20 protein-coding genes and 1 tRNA gene are annotated in these 24,251 nt (G+C 41.8%); 4 read left to right on the forward strand and 17 right to left on the reverse strand.

What is annotated here, in order from left to right; all coding sequences use genetic code 11:
* The first annotated feature begins 1 nt into the window (after nt 1).
* Complete coding sequence (locus tag R2Q85_RS19005) at nt 2-892, forward strand: dienelactone hydrolase family protein (protein ID WP_316813373.1); 891 nt, start codon at nt 2-4, stop codon at nt 890-892.
* Here R2Q85_RS19005 and R2Q85_RS19010 read toward each other — a convergent pair.
* The 5 genes from R2Q85_RS19010 to R2Q85_RS19030 all read right to left on the reverse strand — a co-directional run bounded on the left by R2Q85_RS19010 (nt 873) and on the right by R2Q85_RS19030 (nt 9,634).
* On the reverse strand, nt 873-2,474 hold the full coding sequence (locus R2Q85_RS19010; RefSeq protein WP_316813374.1) for a glycoside hydrolase family 28 protein: 1,602 nt from the start codon (nt 2,472-2,474) through the stop codon (nt 873-875). The two genes, R2Q85_RS19005 and R2Q85_RS19010, sit on opposite strands and share 20 nt — an antisense overlap.
* 102 nt (nt 2,475-2,576) lie before the next feature.
* Nucleotides 2,577-3,731, reverse strand: a complete 1,155-nt coding sequence (locus R2Q85_RS19015; protein WP_316813375.1) for a heparin lyase I family protein — start codon at nt 3,729-3,731, stop codon at nt 2,577-2,579.
* Between the two features lie 123 nt (nt 3,732-3,854).
* Entirely contained in the window at nt 3,855-5,135 is a 1,281-nt protein-coding gene (locus R2Q85_RS19020; protein WP_316813376.1) for a HAMP domain-containing sensor histidine kinase, read from the reverse strand.
* An 88-nt stretch (nt 5,136-5,223) separates the two neighbouring features.
* Complete coding sequence (locus tag R2Q85_RS19025) at nt 5,224-6,828, reverse strand: PQQ-dependent sugar dehydrogenase (RefSeq protein WP_316813377.1); 1,605 nt, start codon at nt 6,826-6,828, stop codon at nt 5,224-5,226.
* A complete protein-coding gene (locus tag R2Q85_RS19030; protein WP_316813378.1) occupies nt 6,809-9,634 on the reverse strand; it encodes a hypothetical protein in 2,826 nt (941 codons plus the stop codon). The genes R2Q85_RS19025 and R2Q85_RS19030 overlap by 20 nt, the downstream gene beginning before the upstream one ends.
* A gap of 504 nt (nt 9,635-10,138) precedes the next feature.
* Here R2Q85_RS19030 and metA point away from each other — a divergent pair.
* Nucleotides 10,139-11,083 (forward strand): homoserine O-acetyltransferase/O-succinyltransferase family protein, encoded by a 945-nt coding sequence (gene metA / locus R2Q85_RS19035; RefSeq protein ID WP_316813379.1) that lies wholly within the window; start codon nt 10,139-10,141, stop codon nt 11,081-11,083.
* 52 nt (nt 11,084-11,135) lie between these two features.
* Here the strand turns inward: metA and R2Q85_RS19040 are convergent.
* A tRNA-Leu gene (locus R2Q85_RS19040) sits at nt 11,136-11,215 on the reverse strand.
* A gap of 60 nt (nt 11,216-11,275) precedes the next feature.
* On the reverse strand, nt 11,276-11,560 hold the full coding sequence (locus tag R2Q85_RS19045) for a DUF3817 domain-containing protein (protein ID WP_316813380.1): 285 nt from the start codon (nt 11,558-11,560) through the stop codon (nt 11,276-11,278).
* A gap of 152 nt (nt 11,561-11,712) precedes the next feature.
* Between R2Q85_RS19045 and R2Q85_RS19050 the strand changes: the two genes are divergently transcribed.
* Nucleotides 11,713-12,939, forward strand: coding sequence for a carboxypeptidase-like regulatory domain-containing protein (locus tag R2Q85_RS19050; protein WP_316813381.1), 1,227 nt, complete (start codon nt 11,713-11,715; stop codon nt 12,937-12,939).
* Nucleotides 12,940-12,943: 4 nt separating this feature from the next.
* On the opposite strand, the gene R2Q85_RS19055 is transcribed toward R2Q85_RS19050, so the two are convergent.
* The 10 genes from R2Q85_RS19055 to R2Q85_RS19100 all read right to left on the reverse strand — a co-directional run bounded on the left by R2Q85_RS19055 (nt 12,944) and on the right by R2Q85_RS19100 (nt 23,120).
* Entirely contained in the window at nt 12,944-14,044 is a 1,101-nt protein-coding gene (locus R2Q85_RS19055) for an acyltransferase (protein ID WP_316813382.1), read from the reverse strand.
* Nucleotides 14,045-14,154: 110 nt separating this feature from the next.
* Entirely contained in the window at nt 14,155-15,219 is a 1,065-nt protein-coding gene (locus tag R2Q85_RS19060; RefSeq protein WP_316813383.1) for an acyltransferase, read from the reverse strand.
* A 9-nt stretch (nt 15,220-15,228) separates the two neighbouring features.
* Nucleotides 15,229-15,492, reverse strand: a complete 264-nt coding sequence (locus R2Q85_RS19065; protein ID WP_316813384.1) for a hypothetical protein — start codon at nt 15,490-15,492, stop codon at nt 15,229-15,231.
* A 20-nt stretch (nt 15,493-15,512) separates the two neighbouring features.
* Nucleotides 15,513-16,172, reverse strand: a complete 660-nt coding sequence (locus R2Q85_RS19070) for an HAD family phosphatase (RefSeq protein WP_316813385.1) — start codon at nt 16,170-16,172, stop codon at nt 15,513-15,515.
* A gap of 20 nt (nt 16,173-16,192) precedes the next feature.
* On the reverse strand, nt 16,193-17,416 hold the full coding sequence (locus R2Q85_RS19075; protein ID WP_316813386.1) for a sterol desaturase family protein: 1,224 nt from the start codon (nt 17,414-17,416) through the stop codon (nt 16,193-16,195).
* 362 nt (nt 17,417-17,778) lie between these two features.
* Nucleotides 17,779-18,585 (reverse strand): phytanoyl-CoA dioxygenase family protein, encoded by an 807-nt coding sequence (locus R2Q85_RS19080; protein WP_316813387.1) that lies wholly within the window; start codon nt 18,583-18,585, stop codon nt 17,779-17,781.
* A 288-nt stretch (nt 18,586-18,873) separates the two neighbouring features.
* Complete coding sequence (locus tag R2Q85_RS19085; RefSeq protein ID WP_316813388.1) at nt 18,874-19,653, reverse strand: SDR family oxidoreductase; 780 nt, start codon at nt 19,651-19,653, stop codon at nt 18,874-18,876.
* 70 nt (nt 19,654-19,723) lie between these two features.
* The gene (locus R2Q85_RS19090) at nt 19,724-20,698 is read right to left on the reverse strand and encodes a transglutaminase family protein (RefSeq protein WP_316813389.1); all 975 of its coding nucleotides are present in this window, start codon (nt 20,696-20,698) and stop codon (nt 19,724-19,726) included.
* Between the two features lie 5 nt (nt 20,699-20,703).
* Nucleotides 20,704-21,636 (reverse strand): alpha-E domain-containing protein, encoded by a 933-nt coding sequence (locus R2Q85_RS19095; RefSeq protein ID WP_316813390.1) that lies wholly within the window; start codon nt 21,634-21,636, stop codon nt 20,704-20,706.
* Between the two features lie 32 nt (nt 21,637-21,668).
* Nucleotides 21,669-23,120, reverse strand: coding sequence for a circularly permuted type 2 ATP-grasp protein (locus R2Q85_RS19100; RefSeq protein ID WP_316813391.1), 1,452 nt, complete (start codon nt 23,118-23,120; stop codon nt 21,669-21,671).
* A gap of 200 nt (nt 23,121-23,320) precedes the next feature.
* Between R2Q85_RS19100 and R2Q85_RS19105 the strand changes: the two genes are divergently transcribed.
* Nucleotides 23,321-24,163 carry a transglutaminase family protein gene (locus R2Q85_RS19105; protein WP_316813392.1) on the forward strand — a complete coding sequence of 281 codons (843 nt, stop codon included), beginning with the start codon at nt 23,321-23,323 and terminating at the stop codon, nt 24,161-24,163.
* Nucleotides 24,164-24,251: the final 88 nt, after the last annotated feature.

Below are 24,251 nucleotides of genomic sequence, written 5' to 3' on the forward strand. Positions count from 1 at the left end.
GATGATGAGCCAGATCAACAAAGCAGATATTAAGCAGGAAGTGTTTGACCTTTATGATGACTATGCACACAACCGGCTTAACCGCCGTTCGTTTATGGAAAAGCTTTCGCTTTATGCCGTTGGCGGTTTGACCGTACCTGCGCTGATGAGTTTCCTGATGCCGGATTATAAGGGAAACATGCAAACCAGTCCGGATGATCCCCGCCTGCAATCGGGCTATGTCAATTATTCTTCGCCAAAAGGTGGAGGAACGATCAAGGGCTTGTTGTCTAAGCCTTTGGATGCCAAAAAGAAACTTGGAGGTATCGTGGTTGTTCATGAAAACCGCGGTTTAAACCCTTATATAGAAGATGTGGGCAGAAGGGCCGCCCTGGCGGGATTTATTTCCCTTGCCCCTGATGCGCTGACGCCCCTGGGGGGATATCCTGGCAATGACGACGAGGGCCGTGCGCTGCAAAGTAAAAGGAATAAAGGGGAAATGGAAGAAGATTTTATAGCGGCCTATAATTACCTTAAGAACCATAAAGACTGTAATGGTAAGGTGGGTGTTGTGGGTTTCTGTTTTGGTGGTGGGATTGCCAATATGATGGCCGTTCGTTTACCGGAACTGGCAGCAGCTGTACCTTTTTATGGCAGCCAGCCAGCCCTTTCAGATGTGCCTGAAATAAAAGCACCGCTGATGATGCACAATGCATCCCTGGATACCAGGATTATGGAAGGCTTGCCGCCCTATGAAGCTGCTTTGAAAGCGAATGGCAAAAAATACCAGTCCTTTGTTTATGAAAATGTAAACCATGGCTTTCATAATGATACTACACCACGTTATGACAAGGCGGCTGCAGAACTTGCCTGGAAACGTACCATTGATTTTTTTACTGAAGCGTTGAAATAGCCCCGGCTGGTGTACACCTGATGAATTTCGGTGCTTCAGCATCCCTGGCAGATACTTCTAAAATATTGCCGGGAACAAAAAATTGCACATTTTCGAAAGTCAGTTCGCGTGAACCGATTAAGCTGATCTTTGGATCTTTGGTTTCAATTCTGGTATTCCTTACGGTGAAGCCGTTAATGTCAGCAGCGGTAAACAGCTGATCTGATTTGATGTCTGCGTTTTCTATCAGCACATTGCTTAAGGGTGTTTCGGGAATGCCGGTAACTTTCACAAACTGGTTAGCGCGCTCTACCACAATATTTTTTGCGACAATATTTTTGAATACTGGTGTAAGTGCATTGATTTTCCTGGCCGGAAGTCTTTTTGCCAAATCACCTACGTGTTGCGAACTGCCCAGCATGTCCCAGTTAAAAGCATTGCCTTTCAGGGACATCCTGATCCTTTCATAATAGATGTTCTCGCCGCCACCGCCCCGGGGTCTGCGGGTTTTAAAGCGGATGCCACTGCCGGTTTCGTCAAAAACACAGTCATGAACATATAAATTCCGGATCATTCCGGCGGTTTCGCTACCTACAGTAATGGCACCATGGCCTTCTCTGGCCAGACAATAACGGATTACAATATTTTCTGAAGCCTTATTGACGCGGATCCCATCCTCGCCACGGCCAGCTTTTATCGTAAAGCAGTCGTCTCCGCTGCTCAAAGTACTGTATTCGATCAGTACATTTTTTGAAGATTCAATATCTATACCGTCGCCACGTGGAATTCCTACAGAGTTTACTGTAATTCCACGAATGATCACTCCTTCGCAATAAATAGGAACGATGTTCCAGAAGGCGGTGTTCTCGAGTGATATCCCTTCGATCAAAACATTTTTGCAGTTGATGGGTGAAATAAACATTGGAGGGAGTATAGGGCTGTTATTTTGCCCTACATAAACCCGTTCTGCTACAGGTTTGTCCAACGCCACAAATTCCTCGATCACCTGGGTTGTCATGGTGCGTTTGCGTACCGATCCACCTTTTGCAGGCCCTATTAAGCGGCCTTTTCCGGTAAGTGCAATGTTTTCCTGGCCATTGGCATAGATGCATGCGCCAAGCGACATGACTTCAATCCCTTCATTTCTGGTAAATACTGCAGGCAGGTAATCTTCGATCTCCCCGCTGAAGTAGAGTTCTGCCCCGGCTTCCAGGTGCAGGTTCACATTGCTTTTTAAACTGATCCGGCCGGTAAGCCATTTCCCTTTCGGAATGATGGCTGTTCCGCCTCCGCGAACGCTTAAGTCGTCGATCGTTTGCTGAATCTGTTTCGTTGCCATTATGCCGGCTTTCGCTCCTTTAGCTATGATATTTATGCTTAAGGCAGGAAAGGACGGTTTCTTTAACTGAGGCATCGGAAAGGGGGCCTTTATTGCTGCGATCTGCACCGGAAGATTTATTGCGCCTACTTGTTCTTTAAAGGGGACAAGGTTGAGCTGCTGCTGAGCGGTTCTTTCTTTTCTCGAAGCGCAGGAAATGAAAAAGGCTGACAGCAATAAAATTCCTAAATAGCGGTTTAAACGTCCTGAGGCAAAATTATTCATTTGGTAAAGATCGTTTTCCTTCCTTAAGATTCCTAGTTCAATCGGCCTCCTTGATTCATTTACTCCTCTTTTGCCAGGCAGACAGCCGTTTGGCTGCGTTGGTTATCGGGCTGTTTCGCTGTAGCCGGCAAGGTTGTAGGCAACGGGTACAGTGCTGTTACCTACCCTGTAAATGCCGAACTTGAAATAATACCCATCTTTATCGTTCCGGCCAATGAGGATTTCCTGTTGGTTAACGATGTGCGCTTTTTGCTGTTTTTTATTTTTCAGGTAGCTCATCGTTACATCCAGTTTGCCTGGTTTTAGAATGGTGCCGGCTTCGTTTCCATATCTGGTCCAGTCAATGGCTACATCAAATGTAATCCAGCAATTTTTTGGAAATTCGGCAAAGGACATTTTATAGGCGATGGTAGAGGTTTTGTACTCCGAAGAAAGGGGTTTCATCACCTGCGCCTTTTCTACATCAATATTGCTGCGGTCGGTCTTGTCGCTCAGCCACTGCCGGTCCGAATTGGCTTTGATATAAAAGTATCCCTTAGAGAAGCCAAATGCCAGTGGGGGATAACCGCCCTGTTCTACCAGCCAGCCATTGGGTTTCCCGGCTACATAGGTGATTTTGCCATCCTTTCCTTTCTTTTCCACTTTGTCATGAGCAATGTTTTTTTTAAATATCATGCGCTCGTAAAGTGATAAGAATTCTTCAGTGCTCAAGAGCTTCACTGCTCCTTCTGGTGTAGCTACCAGCGTTCTGGTTGGTGTGCCATGCCATTGGGCAAAAATGGTGGATACATCATCCGCTAAGGTCGAAGGGATGTAGACAGAAAAAGTATAGCTGCGGGAACTTCCCTGGGCACAAATGCCCTTGCCATAATGATAAACAGTTTTTAGCTTCTGTGCATTTTGATAGGCACTTGCCGGCAGTTTTTTGAAATCATCGGCGGTTGCATAACTATAGGACAGCTCTACACGTCCCTTTGTTTCTCCTGCTGAATAGCCTTCCAGTGAATTGTCATCGGCTTTAAGCTCAAACCGATAGGATGGTTTCCCATTAAAAGGGAGGCTGGGGTCATGTTGTAAGGTATAAGGTTTGTTAATGCCCACGGCTACCCATTCCTTATCAATAATTTCCTGCTTTCGGGCAGTATCAGCCTGAACATTTACCCTGTAGGGGATGGAGGTCAGTTGTTTGGTTTGTGCATATGCTGAACAAAAAAGCAATGGCTGCAGGGCAAATAGATATAGGATTCGTTTTTTCATGTTGAAATTTCTGGTTTAGGGTTTTGTTGGTTTAGCATCAATCAAAAACAAACATAGCACAGCAAGCGCTGTTGTCATTTCACTATTGTTCTAAATGCTTTAACTTTCGTTGAGTTGATCCCGCTATTCTTTCTCTGATGGCGAGATTGCCGGCTTTAAGGGGATAAAAATGAAAAAGCTGGAGCCAAGTCCGGGATTGCTTTCAAAGCCTATCCTGCCGCCCTGCCGCCCGGTAAATTCTTTGCATAAAACCAGCCCTAGGCCAACACCTCTTTCGTTGGCGGTCCCATATCCTGGTTCAGAATTGATGAGGAAAATCTTATGCTGCTGATCTTTCGGAATGCCTTTTCCATTGTCACCAACCGTTATTTTACATTCATTCCGTACCGTTTGTGCATCAACATGGATCAGCCCTCCAGCTGGGGTGAATTTAACCGCGTTGCTGATCAGGTTGCGTACCACCAGCTGAAGCATATCTGTATCTGCAATTACAGTCAATTCATCCGGGATATGGTAGGTTAAAGTAATCTCTTTTTTTAAGGCATGTATGTTCTCCATTTCCAAAGTACCCAGCAATACTTCACGAAGGTTTACCGCTTTCAGCTGTACGTGGTGACCTTCCATTTGCGATTTTGACCAGTACAGCAGGTTAGAAAGCATATCCATGGCATTATTGGTGGAGGTCAGTAAAGTTTTTTCCAATACCTGGCGCTCCCGACTGTCCAGCTCGTGTTCGTTTAGTAACTCCAGGTAATTTTGGACGTTCATCAGCGGAGTGCGTAAATCGTGCGATAGGATGGACATCAGCGTTTGTACTGCTACTGTTTTTTCTTCAGCCGCTTTACGCTCTTTATCGTAACTCTGCCTGATGAACCTGATGATGATATAAATTGAAATTACAGGAAGGGGAAATGCGGTGATGCGGTCAATAAATTGTCCTTTGCCTGCATCAAAGGGATGTTTTACCAGAAAAGGATAATAATACTCCATAGTGTGCAATGCTAAAAAACACAATAAATACACGATGAGCCAGGTGAAGTGTTGCCGGTAAGGAGAAATTGCAAACACCAGCAACAGGTAAACAGGCCATATCAGATCGGTAGAGCCATTGATGCCTGAATTAGAAAAGTAATTGACACCAAAAATTAAGATTCCTGCTAAGCCGAATGCAGCACTGCTATGTGGTTTGTCCTGAAACCTGGAGCCATAATACTGGTAAAAAAAGAACAAGCCAATGATCAGTGCAGAAATAGAACCAATATACAACCCGGCATATAAATTATAGGGAGCATAGCATGCGAGCAGCAGCATCAAAGCAATGCTGATGGAATGAAATATCCTTCTTTCTAAGGGGAACATGGAGGGGCTCCCGATCAGCTCAAACCAAAAAGTATTTTTTAACATCCTTAGCCATCATCGTTGTGTGCAGTAAGGTAACAATAGCTATTAAATTTATCACAATAGTTTTAAAATTAACAAAATAAGATTTGTATTATTGGTTAGCTTTACGTTCAGATTTTACTTCATTCGCAGTTATTGGGGTCGCCTGATTATCAAACGCTGACCTGACATAAGTAAGTACCTCGGCTATCTCGGTATCGCTTAGAAAGTGAAAGGCTGGCATTTGCTGGTTATATTTTTGTCCGTTTACCTTGATCGGCCCCGATAATCCATTGAGTAAGATATGTATCAGTTCCTGTTTGTTACCGACTGCCTGTTTTGCAGCACGAAGAGGCGGAAAGGTACCTGCTATACCGTTGCCATCTTGTTTATGACAGGAGGAGCAGTACTGATTATATATTAACTGACCGCCTGAAGCAATTTCTTCCCCTGGTGTACTCAAGCTGTCCGTATGCTGCTGTAAATTAACATAGGCAGGACTTAACTTGTCGCCTGGCTTTATGCTGAAGACCCTGACAATACGATCGTCAGAGGCTTTTGGAAAATCTTTTGGAGGGTTCCAATCCCGGTTACTTGTAGCTATATATACATCTCCATCAGGCGACACGCATACAGATCGCAGCCGTCCTAAAACTTTATTAAAAAAAACACGTTCAGATAGTATAGTTTTACCCGCCTTGTCAAGCTGTAGTACCCTGAGGCTTTGTGCTTTTAAAGTGGTCAGCAAAAGAGAATTATGCCATTCGGGTATTGCATCTGAGCCGTAATAAGCGATACCGGCCGGAGCAATGGTAGGTGTCCAGGCTTTTAAAGGTTCTGCAATTGTTTTTTTCCTGTTATATGCTTGTTCGGCGGGTGTATCATAAAAACCTGTAACATCAGGCCAGCCATAATTACCTCCTTTCCTGATCAGGTTTACTTCATCATCTGTTGCGTCACCATGTTCGGAAGTATATAAAATACCATTCGCTGCATACACTAATCCTTGTATATTTCTGTATCCAAAAGCCCATACTGCACTCTTCTCTATGGGGTTGTCCTTTGGAATGCTGCCATCAATATTCAAACGCAGTATTTTGCCGTTCAAAGACTTGGTGTCCTGGGCTCTTTCTGAATGTACGGCATCACCGGTAGCCCAAAAAATCTTACCATCGGGACCAATAGTAACCCGGGATCCATTGTGGGCTGTATTGCCAGGAATCTCTAACAAGAGTACGGGATTGATTAGTGTATCGTTTATGGACGTGTAACGTACCAGTCTGGAAAGGATGGTGGTATCTTGCCGGTACGTATAATCTACTACTACATAAGGAAACTTCTTCATATCGGGATGCAAGGCCATTCCTAATAATCCCGCAGTTCTTTCGTGCCACACATCAGCTATGTTTAACAATATCTTTCTTTCCCCGGTAGCCGGGTTTACCTTGCTGATCCGGCCCCTTTGCTCTGTAAACCAAATCCAGTTATCCTGCCCCCAGGCAATTTCCCATGGGACCTCCAGATTTGAGATAATGGTACTCAGACCGATTTCCGTAGAATCAACCAATAGCTTGTTTTCAATTATTGTTTGAACAACAATCCGCTTTTTATTGCTTTGACCTGATGAATTATCCCTTGTATTGCAGCATGAAGCCAACAGCAGGCATAGCAGCAAGCCAATTGAGCTATTTCTTGTACTATTTAATTTTCCCATCATAAAGTAGTGGCATATAGTTTTCATCAACAGGCAGCAAAACTGCTCCTGACTGACTGCCAGGGGTAATCACAAATTCACCTCCGCCTGCGCGGAAGAATATCGTATTCTTGCCCGTCAAAACACTGGCATTATAATTCACATTTCCGTTACGACTTTTAATATTCCATTTACCAGGTTTCATCCCGGCTAAAACTACCTGATATTTTTTATCATTTGGAACTTTTAAGCTAAACCCCTTGTCAATAAGAGCAGAGGTATTGCTCATGCTTACCATCCGGTCAGAGAGCGTAACCACATAACTTTCCGCAGTTTCATAATATTTTACCGGCAGAGGCGCGGTATTGCCCGAAGTCATCTGGAAAACCGTCAGAAACCGGTCGCGGTTACCTGCATTTTTTGGTGAAATCATTACCCGGTGCCCCTTCGCCTCCGGCTGCTGAATAGCGGACGGAACTTCATATCTGAAGTTAAAAACGCCAGTGGCGTCCGGCCCGCTCAAAATCTCGACAGAACGATCAGCAGCTGAAGGGATCAGCATTTCCATATGCGTTTTCCCGACCAAATTGCCACGATTGTTATGTAGAACAACCCCTGTGGGGGTTTTTTCCGGTAAATTATGTGTGTTAATCTGCCAGTACTTTTTGAATTCCGGTTTGGCTGTGGTCATGTCATCGGTTAAAATAATGGCTGCAGGAATATCTTCACGATCCAGGTTCAGAAAACAAAATCCCCGGCTATAATCTTTCATTTTGAGTGAATAAGCTCCGGTAAGATCAACATTAAAGTAACTGAAAAATGGACGCAGTTTAGAAGGACCGAAATCAGCAGAAACTACTTTCCCATTATTGAACAACGGATCAGTTTGTGTTTCGTCCGGCGTTTCAGGAAATTTGAGATTGAAGCGGGTTCCTCCATCATTGGCTTCTGACCTGGGATATTTTTCATCTGGGTCAACAGCGAGCATCATGCTGTGTGAAATTGAACGCTTATTGAAATTAAAATCGTAAGGCGTACCGTAAAAATGGTATACCCCGATATCACCGAACTGAAATCCACGATAATAGAGTTGAATTGATCCCGCATCTGCATGCTGATGATTGGTAAAATGATAACCTCCGCCCTTAATTTCAGCGACCACATCATTGCTGTTCATTCCAATTTGCCAACCGGTCCGGGCAATCATCGATCCAAGCACCGGGCCAAAATCCATGGTTAAGGGCAGGGACTTCATACTGGGCTCAGTTTTCAGGTCAGGATCGTTAAGGAGCAGAAATAATACCGGGTTATCGGGCAATCCTCCCTGACGCTCGAATTCTCCTTTAAGAACGGGATCAGCAGCATAAGTGTAGTTCATAAACATAGTTTGTGCTGCCTTCCAGTAGTAGAATTCTCCTGGAGCGCCTGCCGTAAATCCATCTCCATCACGTAGCATTTGTCCGTCAGGAACACGCATATATTGCCAGTACTTGCGAACATTCTTAATATTATCGTCAAAAACAGGATGTCCGGTCATGCGATAAAACAACCATGCTGCCTGCATTTCCCAGCCAAAACGGTAAGCACCATAATTAACACCCTGATTATGACGGGGTGACTGATACTCAAACTTCCTCATGGGTACCAGTTTCTCCAACACCAGGTATGAGGTATATTGGTATGGCAGCGGATTTTCATCATAAACGGCTATACTCATAGACAGCAGGTCACGATTAATCTGGGCTTCATTTCCATGGCCGTTAATGATACTTTGATTGAAAGGAGGCCAGCCGCACTCCATATCGTCAGCCAGGCGCATCAGGTTGTCGTATAAAACCTGCTTCTCCTTTGGAGTCATGATGTCATAACACCAATCATATACTTCAGCAGCTGAATAAATAGCGCGGCCCAATTGCCTCGTGACGTCCAGAATGTTTCCGAATTCGACATGTGATAAATAATCGGCCATTAATTTAACAGCTTCCCTGCCAACCTGTTTGTTGCCGGTCATCAGGTAATAAAAAGCCTTTGTTTCTGCAGCTCCTTCAAGAGCTCCATTATATGGCAGCTCTTCTTCCGGGTTAAATTTGAATATAAATGGCGTTAATGCGGACTTTTTTACTTTTTCCCATGCCAGCAGGTTCTCTCCGGATTGTATTTTTGCTTTTATAATTGGCAATGATTGCTGATTTACCCAAAGTCGGGGGTGACTTGCAGGAGGTACAATCCCTGGCTTGTAATTTTGGGCGTTTGCCGGAACCACCGGTGGAATATATGGGGCAAGTTCAACATATTCCAGCCGTACTCCGCGTGGCAGCCATATTTTTAATTGTTGGTCGCCATTAAACTGAAACTTGCCTGATTCTTGTCTTTTCACATCCCAGGGCACGTAAACAACACGTTTGGTGGTACGGAGGCTGCCAATCTGTATTTTTATATACAAGGATTGGAATTTGGTTTTAGCTTCTTTCATGAGTTTAGCACCTTCAGTATCAGTTACGGCATAGGTACTCATTACATAACGCCCGCCTGGAACCTTCACATTAAAAACGAGGTCCGGTGCTGTTCGTTCACCATTAATCGCCGCGTCAATACCTGGCTTTAATGTGATGCCTTTTTTATTACCTAGGCGGTAGTCAGCGACTATCTCTGTTGATCCGATATTGATCTTAGCTGTTTCGGCCCCATAACGGTAAACTTTAGGTTTGTCTTGCCTGTAATTATCCTTTGCATCAACAGGTGCATCTGAAACAGTTTTATTATTTTTGCTATAAAACGAGCAAAAAACAACTGATAAAATCATTAGTGAATAAATAGAATATCTCTTCATGTGTGTGAGGAATTAGCCTTCTGCTATCAATCTTCCATGCCCAAACAAATATATTAAAAAAAATGGATTTGCGTTTTTTTGGCGGCGAGTTTGATTGTTAAAAACGCATAATAACCGCAATTTAAGTTCAAAGAATATTAAAAAATCAACATTGATAGTATATTAAAGTCAAATACAGTCCTTTTAGCATATCTTCTTAATACTTTCGCATGCAGGCAAAATATAAATCTGAAAAATGCAAATCTGCAAAATGGCGTATGTTTTAGTTTTATGGGATTTCAGAAACAGCTTTTAAATGCAAAAAGCGTCCTCTTTCTGCCATTTGGCAGGTAGCTGGCTTAAGATTTAAAGATTCTGTAAAAATGTAAGGTTCTTTTTCGAGTATCTCCAATAGTGATGGCGCTCTCAGAATTGCCATATGATAGTCACAGATGCCGCTTAGTTTAGAGTTCAATGGTATTATTCTTATTTTTGGCGTTTAAATAAGAATAAGGGAGATGATAAATGCCAGTTAAGATTCCGAATAATCTGCCAGCGATTGAGCTTTTAAAGCAGGAAAATATATTTGTTATGAGTGATCTGAGAGCGGATACTCAAGATATTCGCCCAATGCGTGTGCTTATCCTTAACCTGATGCCTCTTAAAATATCTGCTGAAACGGATTTTGTTCGTTTATTATCCAACAATCCTTTACAGGTTGAAGTTGAATTTTTAAGACTCGATTCCCACACTTCTAAAAATATATCTGAAGAACATCTGGAAATGTTCTATAAAGGTTTTGGCGAAATAAAGGGAAACTTCTATGACGGTTTGATCATTACCGGCGCTCCTGTAGAAATGCTGAAGTTCGAGGAAGTAAGCTATTGGAATGAGATCACTCAAATCTTCGACTGGGCCAGAAAACACGTTACCTCAACGCTCTATATTTGCTGGGCGGCTCAGGCTGCGCTCTATCATTTTTATGGGGTTGAAAAAAAGCCATTAAACGAAAAATTATCCGGGGTTTTCAAGCATACTGCCACTGAAAAGGGGCACTCCTTGTTAAGAGGCTTTGACGACGAGTTCTTTATTCCTCATAGCAGACATACCACAATATTGAAATCGGATTTGGCTGATAAGGAAGATCTTCGTATCCTGTCAGAATCTTCGGATGCAGGAATAGCCATTGTATTTTCCCGGGGCGGGCGTGAATTTTATCTTACCGGTCACTCAGAATACGCTCCGCTAACCCTTCACGAGGAATATGTAAGAGACCGGAAGAAAGGTCTTGACGTACCTGTACCGAAAAACTATTACCGGGACAATAATCCAGAGAATGCACCATTGGTTTGTTGGACAAGTCATGCGAATTTACTCTTCAATAATTGGCTCAACTACTTTGTTTACCAGGAAACACCTTATAATCTAGAGGATGTGGGTAAATTGGGAGAGATTGTTCAAAATGGTTAGATAGAATAAAAAAGCCGTGCTACAACGATTATACGTCATGTGCACGGCTTAGTACCCAGCGCCGGAGTCGAACCGGCACGGTTTCCCACAGGTGTTTGAGACCAGCGCGTCTACCAATTCCGCCAGCTGGGCATTTGCTTTATCAGCGGGTTGCAAATGTATAAATTGAATCACTAATTCGCAAGATTTATTTCAATTATCTTCCTTCAGTCGTTTATCTACATAAAAAGGGGCAAAAGGCAGAAGGGAAGCAACGCCAATCAGTGCCGATTTTTTAAAGCTCCATTTGTATTCCATCCAGGCCATAATCAAAAGGGCTATATACAGCACAAACAATAAACCATGGGCCCAGCCAGTATATTTAACTGCCAGTGGCATCTCAGCCCAGTATTTTAAAGGCATGGCAATGAAAATCAGCAAAACATAAGAAATCCCTTCCGCTACGGCTACTTTTCTAAAAATGGATAATGTATTCATACAAATAAGTTTGAGGCCGAAATTACCCTTAAAAAGTAAGGGAAAAAAGTGCAGAACGGCTTTTTTACAATGCTTTAACTTTCAAAAATATACAAATCAAATATTTCTGTTCATCTTTCCATTAAAACTGAATGATTCCTTACTTTCGCCTAATGACAAAAGCCTTGCTGATATTTCTTCTTTTCATTTATACAGGCTTTCATGTATCCGCTCAAAATTCATTTTCGATAACAGGTACAGTTAAAGATCAGAAAGAAAGTTTACCGGGGGCGGGCGTGTATTTAAGTGGTTACAAGGTTTCAACAGTAGCTGACAGTGAAGGCAAATTTAAAATTAGTAACCTCAGACCTGGCAATTATGATTTGCTGGTACAAATGGTAGGTTACCTTCCTTACTCAAAAAGTGTCGTTATCTCGGATAAATCCGTTCAGGTTGAACTGGTTTTGAAGGAAAGCACAACCACCTTAAATGAAGTAGTGATCCGTGCCGATCCAAACAGGGCAAAATATATCAAGCAGTTTAAAGAATTCTTTATTGGTACTACACCCAATGCCGCACAATGTAAAATATTAAACCCTCAGGTTTTAAATATTGATTATGATGTAACCAAAAGCACTTTGACCATAACAACATCAGAGTTTTTAATTGTTGAGAATAGAGCCTTGGGTTACAGGTTAAAATATATGCTGGATAATTTTGAATACAATTCCAGAACGCGTATCATTTATTATTCCGGTCATCCTTTTTTTGAAGAATTAAAAGCTTCAGGGAAAAAACTGAAAAAATATATTGATAAGCGGGAGACTGCATATTATGGTTCTTCACGACACTTTTTCAGATCTCTGTATGCTGGAAATGCCGGTCAGGAAGGGTTTATCATGAACAGGATGAAAAAAATACCTAATCCTTACCGCTATCCCGACAGTATTATTCATAAAAACCTGGTTAAACTAAAAGCAGCTCCCAAATCGACCATTATCAGTAAGGGAATAGTACTTAGAGACAGTACACTGATCTCTTTTTGGTTAAAACAACAGGATATGGCCAAATATATAGATTGTCTGGATCCTGAAGTAATTTCGCCAGATAAGCTGGTATCTGCTTTTAATCAGAATTTAAAGTTGCTGGACTATAGTGGTGCACTGGCGATCAGTTATACCAAAGAAAAAGAAACGCTGGCTTATTCCAGATCCGGTTTCTGGATATTTCGGCCGCTTGACATACCTGACTACGAAATATCCGTAGCCAAACTTACGCAGGATACCCTGCGTTTTTACGAGAATGGCAGTGTATACGATTCCAGAGCTATGCTTTATGAAGGATTCTGGGCTTATGAAAAAGTTGGCGATATGGTGCCTATGGATTATGTTCCAAAATGATGGTTTAATTTTGGTTGGCCTGCTTTCTTCCTGTTTTCCTTTTATTGCTGAAATACCTGCGTACCGGAGTGTCGTAAAATACCATGGTCAGGTAAGCGATCCCGATCAGCAATAAGGTTCCAATGCCGATAATTAAAGCGAGTTCGAAAGTAGCTGGCTGGAATTTGGTATAGTAGTTTAAGAACAACCAGATCACTGCATAATGTGTCATATACAGGGGGTAGGAGATCTTTCCGGAGAATACACAGAATTTCTTTACATTATCTGTCAATTTGGCCCCGGCACCTAAAGCAACAATCAAGGGGAAGTATAACAGCACTACTAAAAGTTCAGTAAGCCAGTTCCAGGAAGAGTATGGCATTAGAAAAGCCAGTGACAACAAAATAGAAATGCCTGTGAAACCCAGTTTTGAGCTGATGATCCAGTTGAAGCGAAAGATCAGCATGCCTGCTAAAAAGGAATACGCAATGCGGGCACCGCCATCCCAGAAATTGGAACCGCTCCAGCCCCCCAATAAGCCTTCAGCACGGTAAGATACATAACACAAGGCAATGGCGGAAAGTATAGCTAAAATCAGCAGGTAGTTACGTTTAAGTTTGGATAAGATAAAAGCATACAGGATGTTGGCTACATATTCCCAGAATAAGGACCATGCGGGTGCATTGAGGCCGAAAAGATTGAATGAGCGCTCTGTGATTACAGGAAAGGGAATCATCAACAGGGAACAGATGAAAATCAATACCACTTTACCGGCACTATAAACCTCCGGGCTGCCACCAAATGGATCGAATAGAAATGCCAGTAAACCCAATATGGAGCCCAAAACAACCAGGGGTTGAAGTCTGATCAATCTCGATGTGAAGAATTCTTTGATGCCCATTTTTTCGATGCGGTCGTCGTAGGCATAGGCGATAACAAAGCCGGATAAGCAGAAGAAGAAATCAACGGCGAGAAAGCCATGGCCAATAAAGTTTTTTGGAAAGGCGTACACCATTTCCATAAAATGAAACAATACAATAGCTACTGCAGCAATGCCCCTTAATCCATCAAGTATTTCGAAATGCTGTTTGGTTTTTAAAATTTCGGGGCTGAGTTCTTTTGTCATTAAGTAATCAGATAATCTTTAAATGTTCATTAATTGTGTGCGTTCCCAAGAATACCTAATATTAATGGTTCTGACAAATTTTGCATACGGATGCGTTAAAAAAAATAGGTTTAACTGAGCCAGCTGTCAGTTATTTTGGTAATAAATGATTTAAGTAGTGGTTGAAACTTCTGCTCTATATAGCGGTAAACAATATAGGAAACAAAGATCATAAATGTACTGACTACTGTTAACATGACGTATTTATTTAACTGGTTGCCCCACGTTATAAAGGCCGCTATCCCAAATCCATGCAACAGGTAAAGCGGATAGGTAAGTACCCCCGATTTTGCGGGATATTTTAGTTTAGGAGTGTACAGTTTCCCATGTGCCGATAGCAGAAAAAATATATATAGGCAAGTAACAATTGCAATCATGACATAACTGCGATAGGCACCCGCATCGTGGTAATAATCGTTCATGTTCTGTAGGATTGCGATATCGTGTTTGATATTCAGAGGGTAGCATATGGCCAGAAGTAGATAGATTTTCCAGGGCGGAGCATATTTAATCCGTAATAAATAGCATAACATGCCGGCGATAAAGCAGCAACTGTATTTAGGTATCAATAGAAAATAAAGTGCGTTGCTGGCTGTATTTGGTCCTGCAATAAAAGTGTAGCAGAGCCATAAAAATAAGAGTAGCAGGAGGTTCTTCCAAAGTTTAAGGGCGGCTATGAGCAGGATGATAAAGTAAAATCCGATCTCGTAAGTAAGTGTCCAGAATACCCCGTTAAGGTCTGGCTTACCAAAGAAACCCTGCAACATAGTTAAATTGTAGGCCAGCAGCTTAAAATTTACAACAGGAATTCCGGGCGGGGTTATTTTTCCAAAATATAAAATGACAAAGGTAAGCAGACAGGAAATCCAAAACGCAGGATACAACCTGACTACTCTGGAAATAAAAAAATATTTCGGAGATTTATGCATGGCAGAAAGGAGCACGACATATCCACTGATCATAAAAAAAGCATCTACACCAAGATACCCATACCGTAGTAACTTATCTAAACTGAATTCGGGGGTAGCGAAAATTCTTGTAGCGCCAAAGGTATAATGATAAAGTAATACGGAGAGTGCGGCCAGAAAACGCAGCAGATCTAATTCATAAAAGCGCGAATTTGCTTTAGATTGCATTTTCATGAGTTATTCTTCTTCCAGATAAATCTCGTGCACCAGGAACTTTACGCCTTTTATGGGCTCCAGTAGTTCTGCGATGTCTTCGGAATCAATATGGTAAATGGTTTCCCCGGCATCGGGAATTTCAGAATTAGGGATCAGTTCAAAAAACTTAACCGGAAGATCTGTGTCCAGTTCAACGAGTTTGATATAGCCCACACCATTGTTTTTCCAATCTTTTAGAATTTGTTCATTAAATTGAACATAAGGATTTCTGTTTTCACTTTCCATAAGGTAAAGCTAAGGTATAACTATTTAAACAAGTGATTGATCTTGTCATAAGATAGCTCTGTATAATCCTGTATATATAAATTGCATGGAGGAAGTTCTGCTTCGGTATGGGAACTGAGTACACCTACTACCCGCATGCCCGCATTTAACGCTGCGGAAACACCGGAAAAGGAGTCTTCAAAAACGAGGCAGTTTTCGGGTAGGACACCCAGATTTTTAGCTGAACTCAGGTATACTTCCGGATCGGGTTTGTGTTTTTTAACGTCTTCACTAGCCATAACAGAACCCAGTTTTTGGCGAATGTCTATTTTTCCTAAAATTAATTCCAGGTTGGCATGGGGGGCTGAGGTGGCGACGCCCAGTTTTACACCATTTTGATATAGATCTGAAATGAATGCTAAAATGCCTGCAATGGGTTCAATATGAGGTTCGTAGATTTTACGGAATAACCCTTCTTTTTGCTGCTCCATTTGCTGGAGTTCGTTGCCGGCTACAGGTCTTTTAAAAAAATGGCTCAGAATATAACTGTTGCTTTTGCCGTACATGTGCGCTGCAAATTCCTCATCAGTAGGATTGAGGTTATGGCCTGAAAAAAACTCACGGAAAGCCAGGGAATGATAGGGGTTGGTATGGCAGATGACACCATCCATGTCAAAAATGACAGCAACGTTTGTATTCATGCTGCAAAGGTAACATGAATTTATCTCTTTTCATATTTGAGCACATAACTGCGGTACAAATGGCTTAAACTGTGTGTCATTTCTAATACTATTAATGCAATAGCAGGTAAAAGGATCAGTTCAAATCTGTCCAGCTTCCAGAGAATGAACGCTAAAAATACAATCAGCCTGATGCATTCCAGATAATAGATCCATTTCCTTTGTTCCATTAGTGCGCCACAATTGATTAAAGTAAGGAAAATGAAACAAACGATAAACAGTTTGTCGTCCGGGCCCAGGCTGGCATAGGCTGCGGTGATGAAAGTTAGCAGGGCGATACAGAGGGTAAGCTGAAGATCCAGGTAGGTCCTGAACTTAAAGCGATAAGCAACAGGTGTTTTGTGTTGCAGGAATCTTTTTTCGAGTGCCGGTCGGATGTCCTGATCAAGATGCGCAGGATTACCGAAAATAATGCGCAGTTTAGCTTTGATGCCATTACTGCGGCGGCAGGCTTCTGCTATTTCCAGGTAATAGTGAAAGTGCTGCCATAAAAAACTATAACTTTTTATGGGATGGGTTAATCCGTATCTAGGTGCTTCTTCTTCTTTTTGAAAGGTGCCGAAAAGCTTGTCCCAAAAAACAAATACGTCGCCATAATTTTTGTCCAGGTACTTTTCATTACTGGCATGATGCACGCCATGTAAAGAGGGGGTAATCAGGATATGCTCCAGCCAACCCAATTTTCGAATCAACTGGGTATGGGTAAAAAAAGAATAGGCACCATGAATAATCAGAATGCTGATTACCATGGCCGGCTGAAAACCCAGCAGTGGGATGATGCACCAGAAAACATTCCTGATCAATGCCTGAAAAACAGTGATTCTGGCAGATACGGTCAGGTTAAATTCTTCACTCTGGTGGTGAACAATATGTGCTGCCCACAAGAAATTGACGGTATGGCCCAGGCGGTGATACCAGTACCAGACCAGATCGGTAACGAGGATCAGCAATAGCCATACCCACCAGGTATTTGGTATAGCAAACAAAGCATAATTGGTATATAACCAGTAGAACAAACCGTAGAAACTACCGGATATGAATAGGTTGAGTAATCTTTCGGCAATACCAATGCTGAGGTTAGCGATAGAACCTTCATACTTAAATATATTTACCTTGTTTAGCCTGATGGCCAGCTGGTATTCTAAAAAAAGAAAAATAAAAAATGCAGGAATGGCAAAGGCCAAATAGTTAAATTGGTTCATCATTTACATTTATAGGGGTCATTTTAAATTGGACTTTGGGCTTTGTAATAAAGCCAGACCATCCAGCCTGGCTTAATGAACAAAACTCAGATATACCAAACGATCTAAAGTTTTAACGAAGATATAAATATAATCTACTATTTTAGTAGTATTTATAAAAAAAAAGTATACTGTTTTTGTAGTCTATTAAAAAAAGCCAGACCTGGTGATGGCCTGGCTTAACACACACATAGATCTAACCAAACATCTAAAATCTTTTGGCATTCAATTTTACGAATACCCTTAACTGCTGGGTGCTTTTTTGCAGGAACCCCAGCTTACCTGAACGGATCAGGTAACTGACAACAAGTGCGATCAACATGGCCTTATTTAACTAAACCTGCAAAACGTTGATAGAAAGCAGTAGGGCTGTTTTCATTTTTCGGTTCGAACTTACCGGCTATGATGGGCAGGTAGATCACTCTTCGGCGGCTTTCTTCGCCTGTCACCGAGGACTGGGCTACGCGGTGCCATAAACGGCCGTCGTGTATCGTCAAATCTCCAGCCTGAGGTATGATGGCTACTTCTTTTGCATCAGCTTTGTTGTCTAAAAAATATTTTTTGCGGAATAGCATCTGGTATAAACTCTGTTTATGTGTGCCAGGCAGTACCTTTAAGCCACCATTTTCAGGTTTTAAAGTGCTGAGGTGTATGCCTACATTCAGCATTGGGTTTAATTTCTGACCATGAAAAATATCGCGCAGGCCATCAGTATGCCAGCCCATCTGGGTAAACTTACTTTCATGTCCGTTTACATAGTGGTTCAATACCATGCCATCTTTTTCTTCAGTACCTAACCTGGCGCCCGGACCAATAAGATCCAGCAAGACCTCAAAGTGGGGGTCTCTCGCCAGTTCTGCAAACAGCTGATGGTGCTTGTTTACAAATGCAAAGCGTTGTACAATTGGCGAGCCGTCCAGGTCTCTGCCATATTTAATGGGTATGCCATTTACTTTTTCCCGCTGTGCTTCCAGCCATTGTTCTTGTACTTTTATAGAGGCGTTGATGATGTCGTTTACGGTTTCCGGTTTGATAAAGTTTTTGAAATGGATAAAACCATTTTCATTGAAGAAGTCTTTTTGTTCAGCGGTTATTGTATTGCCTAAAGCAAATTTGATATAGGAGTTGCCCATGATCTGGAAATTTTAAAATTAAAGATGTTTAAATGAGTTCACCTGCGGAGTCAGGCAGATGTTAAGGTAATTAATCAGTGGATGAGATCCTGATTAACAACAACAGCAACAACCTGTGCCTTTTGGAAGACACATTCGCATAATATATGCGCTAAGGATATGGTTGTTTTTTGTCATTTAATAAAGTCTACTTGTTTAGTAGACTTTACAAAAGTAGTAAAATATTCTTAAGATCAAATTTATTTGAAAATATTTTTTTTAATTGGTAAAGCTTGATTAAAGGGGAGATTATCGTTTGTACAAACTTGCTGTAATACGTTCAATCATTGTTTTTGGTAAATGTCTTGCGCCAAATGCAGATAGCTTATTCAGGAAACCAGGAATAATTTCTGCTTTCCTGCTGAACATTCCTTTTAACCCGGCCTGTGCAACGGCTTCGGGTTGCATGTTGAATTTTTCTGCCAGATCGGCGAGGGCATCCAGCCCGGCACGGTTGGCAAAGCCGGTATCGGTAGGGCCGGGACAGAGACAGCTGACAGAAACCGGGGTGTTTTTGAGCTCGTACCTTAATGCCCTGCTATAGGAAAGTACAAATGTTTTGCTGGCAGCGTATAAGGCGAGTGTGGGTACTGCCTGATAGGCGGCAGTGCTGGAGATATTTAAGATAAAGGCTTGCTGTTGCGCTTTTAAAACCGGGAGTAAATGATGGCTTAGCTCAATTACCGCATTGATATTTAAATGGAGCATGTTCATTTGTTCTTCCAGTTTTAGCGCCTCAAAATCGCCCCATAAACCATAACCTGCATTGTTGATCAGTACCGTTAGCTGATTGGTTTGCTGTTTTGCCCAGTTCGCCACATTTAAGGGCGCTGATCTTGTAGAAAGGTCAGCTGTAAGATAAAATACTTTAACCTGATGATCTTGCTGAATTTGCAGGGCAAGTTCTTCCAGCTCGGTTGCCGATCTGGCAATCAATAGCAAATGGTAGCCGGCTTTTGCAAGTTGGAAAGCCATCGATCTTCCAATGCCTTTGCTGGCGCCGGTTATTAAAGCAAATTCATTCCTCATCTTAACATCAGCTGCAAATTTTTATAAAGTAAGGTATATTTTATGAAATGAATTGCCTGCTTACTATTTTTTATTGCTGCTGTTGTATCTGTTGCATCAATTCCAGGTTTCTGCGATAGCTGTTGCCTTTTATTGCTGTAGAAAACACGGGTTCTGTCTCTACTTTTTCTGTTACAGGTTCATGTATTTCAGCAGTGCCATTGTCATAGCCGACGATCACCTGCACCGTCAGCTTATGATTAGAAGGACCTTTATAAACGCCCTTTACTGGCGAGCAATCGGTAAAACTTCTGCCTAGTGCCAGTCTTACATAGGTTTCGTTGGCAATGCAGTTGTTGGTCGGGTCCAATCCCAGCCAGCCATAATCAGGGATATAAGCTTCTACCCAGGCATGTGTGGCGCCTTCCCCGCGGATACCATTTTTGTTGGGGCAAATGTATCCGCTTGCATATTTTGCAGGAATTTTAGCCATGCGTAGCATCTGGCAAAGAATGTGGGCGAAATCCTGACATACTCCTGATTTGATTTGCCAGATTTCTTCTATCTGCGTTTGCACGGTGGTAACACCCTGTATATATTTGAAATGTTCATATACATATTTGCAAAAATCCATAGCAACCCGGTAGGGGCTGATGTCTGATCGCAGGTATTGATCCGTAACAGCCTTTAGTTCCTGCAGCGCATCAAAAGCTTCCCATTTCAGGTAATCAATATAAGGTACCTGATAACGCAGGGTTTGCAGTGCCTTCCATTGCATCTCGCTGAACATGGTTGCTGAAGGAAGTTCCTTTGGTGTGGTAGCTACCGTAAGTTCTGAATAGATTTCCAGTTCTCTATGCCGCTCACTGTAAGCAAAAAAGCCAATTTTATTACCATAATAGTCCGTAAACACATCAACTTTCGGATTGCCGGAAATTTTCAGGTTATGTTTAATGACCTTTTGAAACTGGTCTTCTATTGGATATAGGATGATATGGTTTACACTTTCTCTGACCGGAGATTCATAAGCATATTTGGTGATGTGTTTGATGTTGAATTCTGGCATGGCAGCTAGTATATGTTGAAGCAAGTTTGGTTAAAAGCATTTCCGATCCCGTAAAGTTCAGATTTTATTTCTGCAAGGTACAAATGAAGGTCTCCTCTTTTTAAACCTTTTATAGCGCTGTATTTTACTTTGCTCTGCAGTCTGCCGATAAGGAAAGCTAGGTTTCCGGGAGTAATGCGTCCGTCTCCTTTCAACCGGTCGAAATATTTGAACAGCTGGTTAATAGAATAGATCACTGACCTTGGGAATTCATTGTTCAGGACGACCTGTTCTAATACATTTTCTGCTTCAAAACCCTGCCGGTAAGTTTTTAAATACAACTCGTACCCGCCTATAGACAGTAAAAGGTGTTTCCAGTAACTGGTATTTGTCAGCAGATCCGGGTTATGGTCTACCGAGCCAAATTTGATGTCGAGTATGTTAACCGATTGTATGCTGCGCTCGAGGTACTTTCCTATGCGCATAAAACTGCTGCCTTCGTTTCTGGCCATGGTGATTTCTGTGGTGCCATAAAAAAGCATTCCTTGTTTGATCAGTATATCCAATACCGATATTGGGTCGTCTTTTTTTAGCATGGCATTTAGTCTGGGATCTTTTACGGTATGGTAATATTCATTCAAGCATTGCCATACATCTTTGGTGATGTGGTCTTGTACGCTTCTTGCATTTTCACGTACCTGCGTGATGATGTTGATGATGGAGTTGGGGTTCTCTTTGTCGGTTACCATGTATTGGAGCGCCGTACGACTTTTGAACTCTATCGCATCCAGCCCATCATCATTGGGGTCGCAAAAAATACGCATGACCGGGCTCCATGAAAACTCTGCCATTGCATCCTGTGATGAAGCATAATTTATTTTAAGCATGCGCAGCATGCCATCTGTTCTTTCAATATAACGGCTTATCCAGTATAAACTTTCTGCAACCCTGCTTAACATATTGGTTTCTATAATTTGATCTTAATATTCATTTATTTTGAAAGTACCCAGGTATCTTTACTGCCTCCGCCCTGCGAACTGTTTACCACCAGTGATCCCTCTTTAAGGGCCACTCTGGTCAATCCTCCCGGGATAATATCTATCCCATTTGGACCACAGAGGGCGAAAGGACGGAAATCTATCCTTCTGGGCTGCAACATGCCCTGCATGTAGCATGGGGCTGAAGACAGACTGATGGTAGGCTGTGCAATAAACTGTCTCGGATCTTTCAGGATTTCTAGTTTATATGCTTCAATCTCTTCCTCGGAAGCAGCATGCCCCATCAACATTCCGTAACCCCCGCTGCCATTGGTTTGTTTAACCACCATGCCTGAAATGTTCTTAAATACATAGCTGCGTTCCTCGGCATTGCCCAATTGGTAGGTAGGTACATTTTTAAGCAAAGGTTCCTCGTTCAGGTAATACCTGATCATTTCGGGTACATATACATATACCGCTTTATCGTCTGCTACTCCATTACCTACTGCATTTACGATGGTGATATTTCCTTTTCTATAAGCATTCATTAAACCGGCAACGCCAAGCAAACTGCCGGGATTAAAGGCCAGGGGATCAAGATAATCATCATCTACCCTTCGGTAAATTACATCTACCTGCTGCAGGCCTGCGGTGGTTTTCATGTACACTTTATGGTCTTCTACAATCAGATCGGGGCCTTCTACCAACTCTATTCCCATTAAGCGGGCAAGGGTAGTATGTTCAAAGTAGGCAGAGTTGAAACTACCCGGACTCAACAATACGATTGTGGGCTCTGCAATATCATGTGGTGCCAGCGAAAGCAGGTTGTTATAAAGAACTGTAGGGTATTCAATTACGCTTCTAACCTTGCACCGGGGCAATAGATCGGGAAACAACCGTTTGGTAATCTCCCTGTTTTCCAGCATATAACTTACGCCTGATGGCGTACGGACGTTGTCTTCAAGGATATAATAAGTGCCGTCGTTGTCCCTGATCAGGTCGATCCCTGCAATGTGAATGTAAATGTCGTGAGGCACTTTTACATTTACCATTTCACGTAAAAAATGCGGACAAGAGTAAATTACCTCAATGGGTACAATGCCATCTTTAATGATGAACTGGTCACTGTACACATCTTTCAGAAAAAGGTTCAGGGCAGTTACCCTTTGCTTGATCCCTTTTTCTATAAAAGCCCATTCTTCTGAGCTGATAATTCTGGGGATGATATCGAAAGGAAAGATCTTTTCAATACCTTCACCGCTATTGTAAACAGTAAATGTAATGCCCTGGCTCATGAAAAGCACTTTAGAAAGTTCCTCTTTCTTGTTGAGCTCTTCGGCAGATTCCAGATTGAGGTAGTCCATGACGGTTTTATACTCTTCTCTTACTGTTTTGGAATCATTAAACATCTCATCCCAGGTGTTTATTGGTGGATCGTATGATTTTGTATGACTTTTTTCTTCCATATCCGATCATTTTATGTGAAATTATTTTGAAATATAGTTATATCTTTATGTAAATTGATTTTTATGTTGAATAAAGACAGTGTTTTTGTGTATTATTTGATAACATTTTTGATAATTGTTGATTTTATCATCTGTTTTGTGCTTATTTATGAGTGAAACTGCTGATTAATTAAATTTACATCGTAATTATTTAAGGTGATATGAAATTTGAAGTGAAAACTAAAATAGTTTACGAAGTACTCGCACCCTCAACGCTGATCTTAAATGTTCAACCCCTTAAATCTGCCGGGCAATTTCTTGTAACTGAGCATATGGAGCTAAACAATCCGCTAAAAATGATTGAACTACTTGCAATCACCGGAGAGAAGAGGTTTAAGGTTATTGAAATTCCGGATAAGGGGAGTCTGTTGATCAATTATACTGCGGTGGTTGAAACTGAAGTTCGTGCAATTCCAGCAGCTTATCTGGATGATGTGCCGATTGCTCATTTGCCCGTTAGCGCTTTATTGTACTTAAATCCAAGCAGATATTGTCAGTCTGATCGGCTCTACAAATTTGCATTTCATAAATTTGGACATATAGACCATGCTTTTTATAAGGTTATGGCTATCCGTGACTGGATTTATGCCAATATAGAATATAGTGGAGGTTATACCAATGCCCAGACATCAGCTTATGATACCATAACTGAGCAGATAGGTGTATGTCGTGATTTTGCACATTTAGGCGTAACCTTGTGTCGGGCCCTGACCATTCCAGCGAGATATTTCACTGGATATGCGTACCAGTTACAGCCAGCAGATTTCCATGCTTGTTTCGAAGTGTACATCGGTGGGTATTGGATTATTGTAGACGCAACAAAGCTTGTTCCCTTAAACGGATTGATTAAAATTGCCACAGGGGTAGATGCTACTGATACGGCATTTGCCAGTATATTCGGGAATCTGCAGTTTGTGCAGCTGGATGTTGCTGTAAATTTAATGGATAAGGAGTTTTGTTATGCTGATCAGTATACTGCTGAACAGGGATATGCGTATGTTTAGGCCTTTAATTGCTTATCTGCAGGTATTTTGATTTGAATATATTAAACTTTCAATAATTATTGAAAGTTTAATATATTGTAGTATCTTT

It is taken from the genome of Pedobacter heparinus (assembly GCF_032678725.1).
GTDB classification, from domain to species: Bacteria; Bacteroidota; Bacteroidia; order Sphingobacteriales; family Sphingobacteriaceae; genus Pedobacter; species Pedobacter heparinus_A.

Coding starts and splice junctions, on each gene's coding strand:
- R2Q85_RS19105 (WP_316813392.1), top strand. CDS start 23,321: ATGAAATTTGAAGTGAAAACTAAAATAGTTTACGAAGTACTCGCACCC.
- metA (WP_316813379.1), top strand. CDS start 10,139: ATGCCAGTTAAGATTCCGAATAATCTGCCAGCGATTGAGCTTTTAAAG.
- R2Q85_RS19090 (WP_316813389.1), bottom strand. CDS start 20,698: ATGCCAGAATTCAACATCAAACACATCACCAAATATGCTTATGAATCT.
- R2Q85_RS19075 (WP_316813386.1), bottom strand. CDS start 17,416: ATGATGAACCAATTTAACTATTTGGCCTTTGCCATTCCTGCATTTTTT.
- R2Q85_RS19025 (WP_316813377.1), bottom strand. CDS start 6,828: ATGATGGGAAAATTAAATAGTACAAGAAATAGCTCAATTGGCTTGCTG.
- R2Q85_RS19030 (WP_316813378.1), bottom strand. CDS start 9,634: ATGAAGAGATATTCTATTTATTCACTAATGATTTTATCAGTTGTTTTT.
- R2Q85_RS19010 (WP_316813374.1), bottom strand. CDS start 2,474: ATGAATAATTTTGCCTCAGGACGTTTAAACCGCTATTTAGGAATTTTA.
- R2Q85_RS19095 (WP_316813390.1), bottom strand. CDS start 21,636: ATGTTAAGCAGGGTTGCAGAAAGTTTATACTGGATAAGCCGTTATATT.
- R2Q85_RS19065 (WP_316813384.1), bottom strand. CDS start 15,492: ATGGAAAGTGAAAACAGAAATCCTTATGTTCAATTTAATGAACAAATT.
- R2Q85_RS19045 (WP_316813380.1), bottom strand. CDS start 11,560: ATGAATACATTATCCATTTTTAGAAAAGTAGCCGTAGCGGAAGGGATT.
- R2Q85_RS19020 (WP_316813376.1), bottom strand. CDS start 5,135: ATGTTAAAAAATACTTTTTGGTTTGAGCTGATCGGGAGCCCCTCCATG.
- R2Q85_RS19015 (WP_316813375.1), bottom strand. CDS start 3,731: ATGAAAAAACGAATCCTATATCTATTTGCCCTGCAGCCATTGCTTTTT.
- R2Q85_RS19005 (WP_316813373.1), top strand. CDS start 2: ATGATGAGCCAGATCAACAAAGCAGATATTAAGCAGGAAGTGTTTGAC.
- R2Q85_RS19100 (WP_316813391.1), bottom strand. CDS start 23,120: ATGGAAGAAAAAAGTCATACAAAATCATACGATCCACCAATAAACACC.
- R2Q85_RS19080 (WP_316813387.1), bottom strand. CDS start 18,585: ATGGGCAACTCCTATATCAAATTTGCTTTAGGCAATACAATAACCGCT.
- R2Q85_RS19050 (WP_316813381.1), top strand. CDS start 11,713: ATGACAAAAGCCTTGCTGATATTTCTTCTTTTCATTTATACAGGCTTT.
- R2Q85_RS19070 (WP_316813385.1), bottom strand. CDS start 16,172: ATGAATACAAACGTTGCTGTCATTTTTGACATGGATGGTGTCATCTGC.
- R2Q85_RS19060 (WP_316813383.1), bottom strand. CDS start 15,219: ATGCAATCTAAAGCAAATTCGCGCTTTTATGAATTAGATCTGCTGCGT.
- R2Q85_RS19055 (WP_316813382.1), bottom strand. CDS start 14,044: ATGACAAAAGAACTCAGCCCCGAAATTTTAAAAACCAAACAGCATTTC.
- R2Q85_RS19085 (WP_316813388.1), bottom strand. CDS start 19,653: ATGAGGAATGAATTTGCTTTAATAACCGGCGCCAGCAAAGGCATTGGA.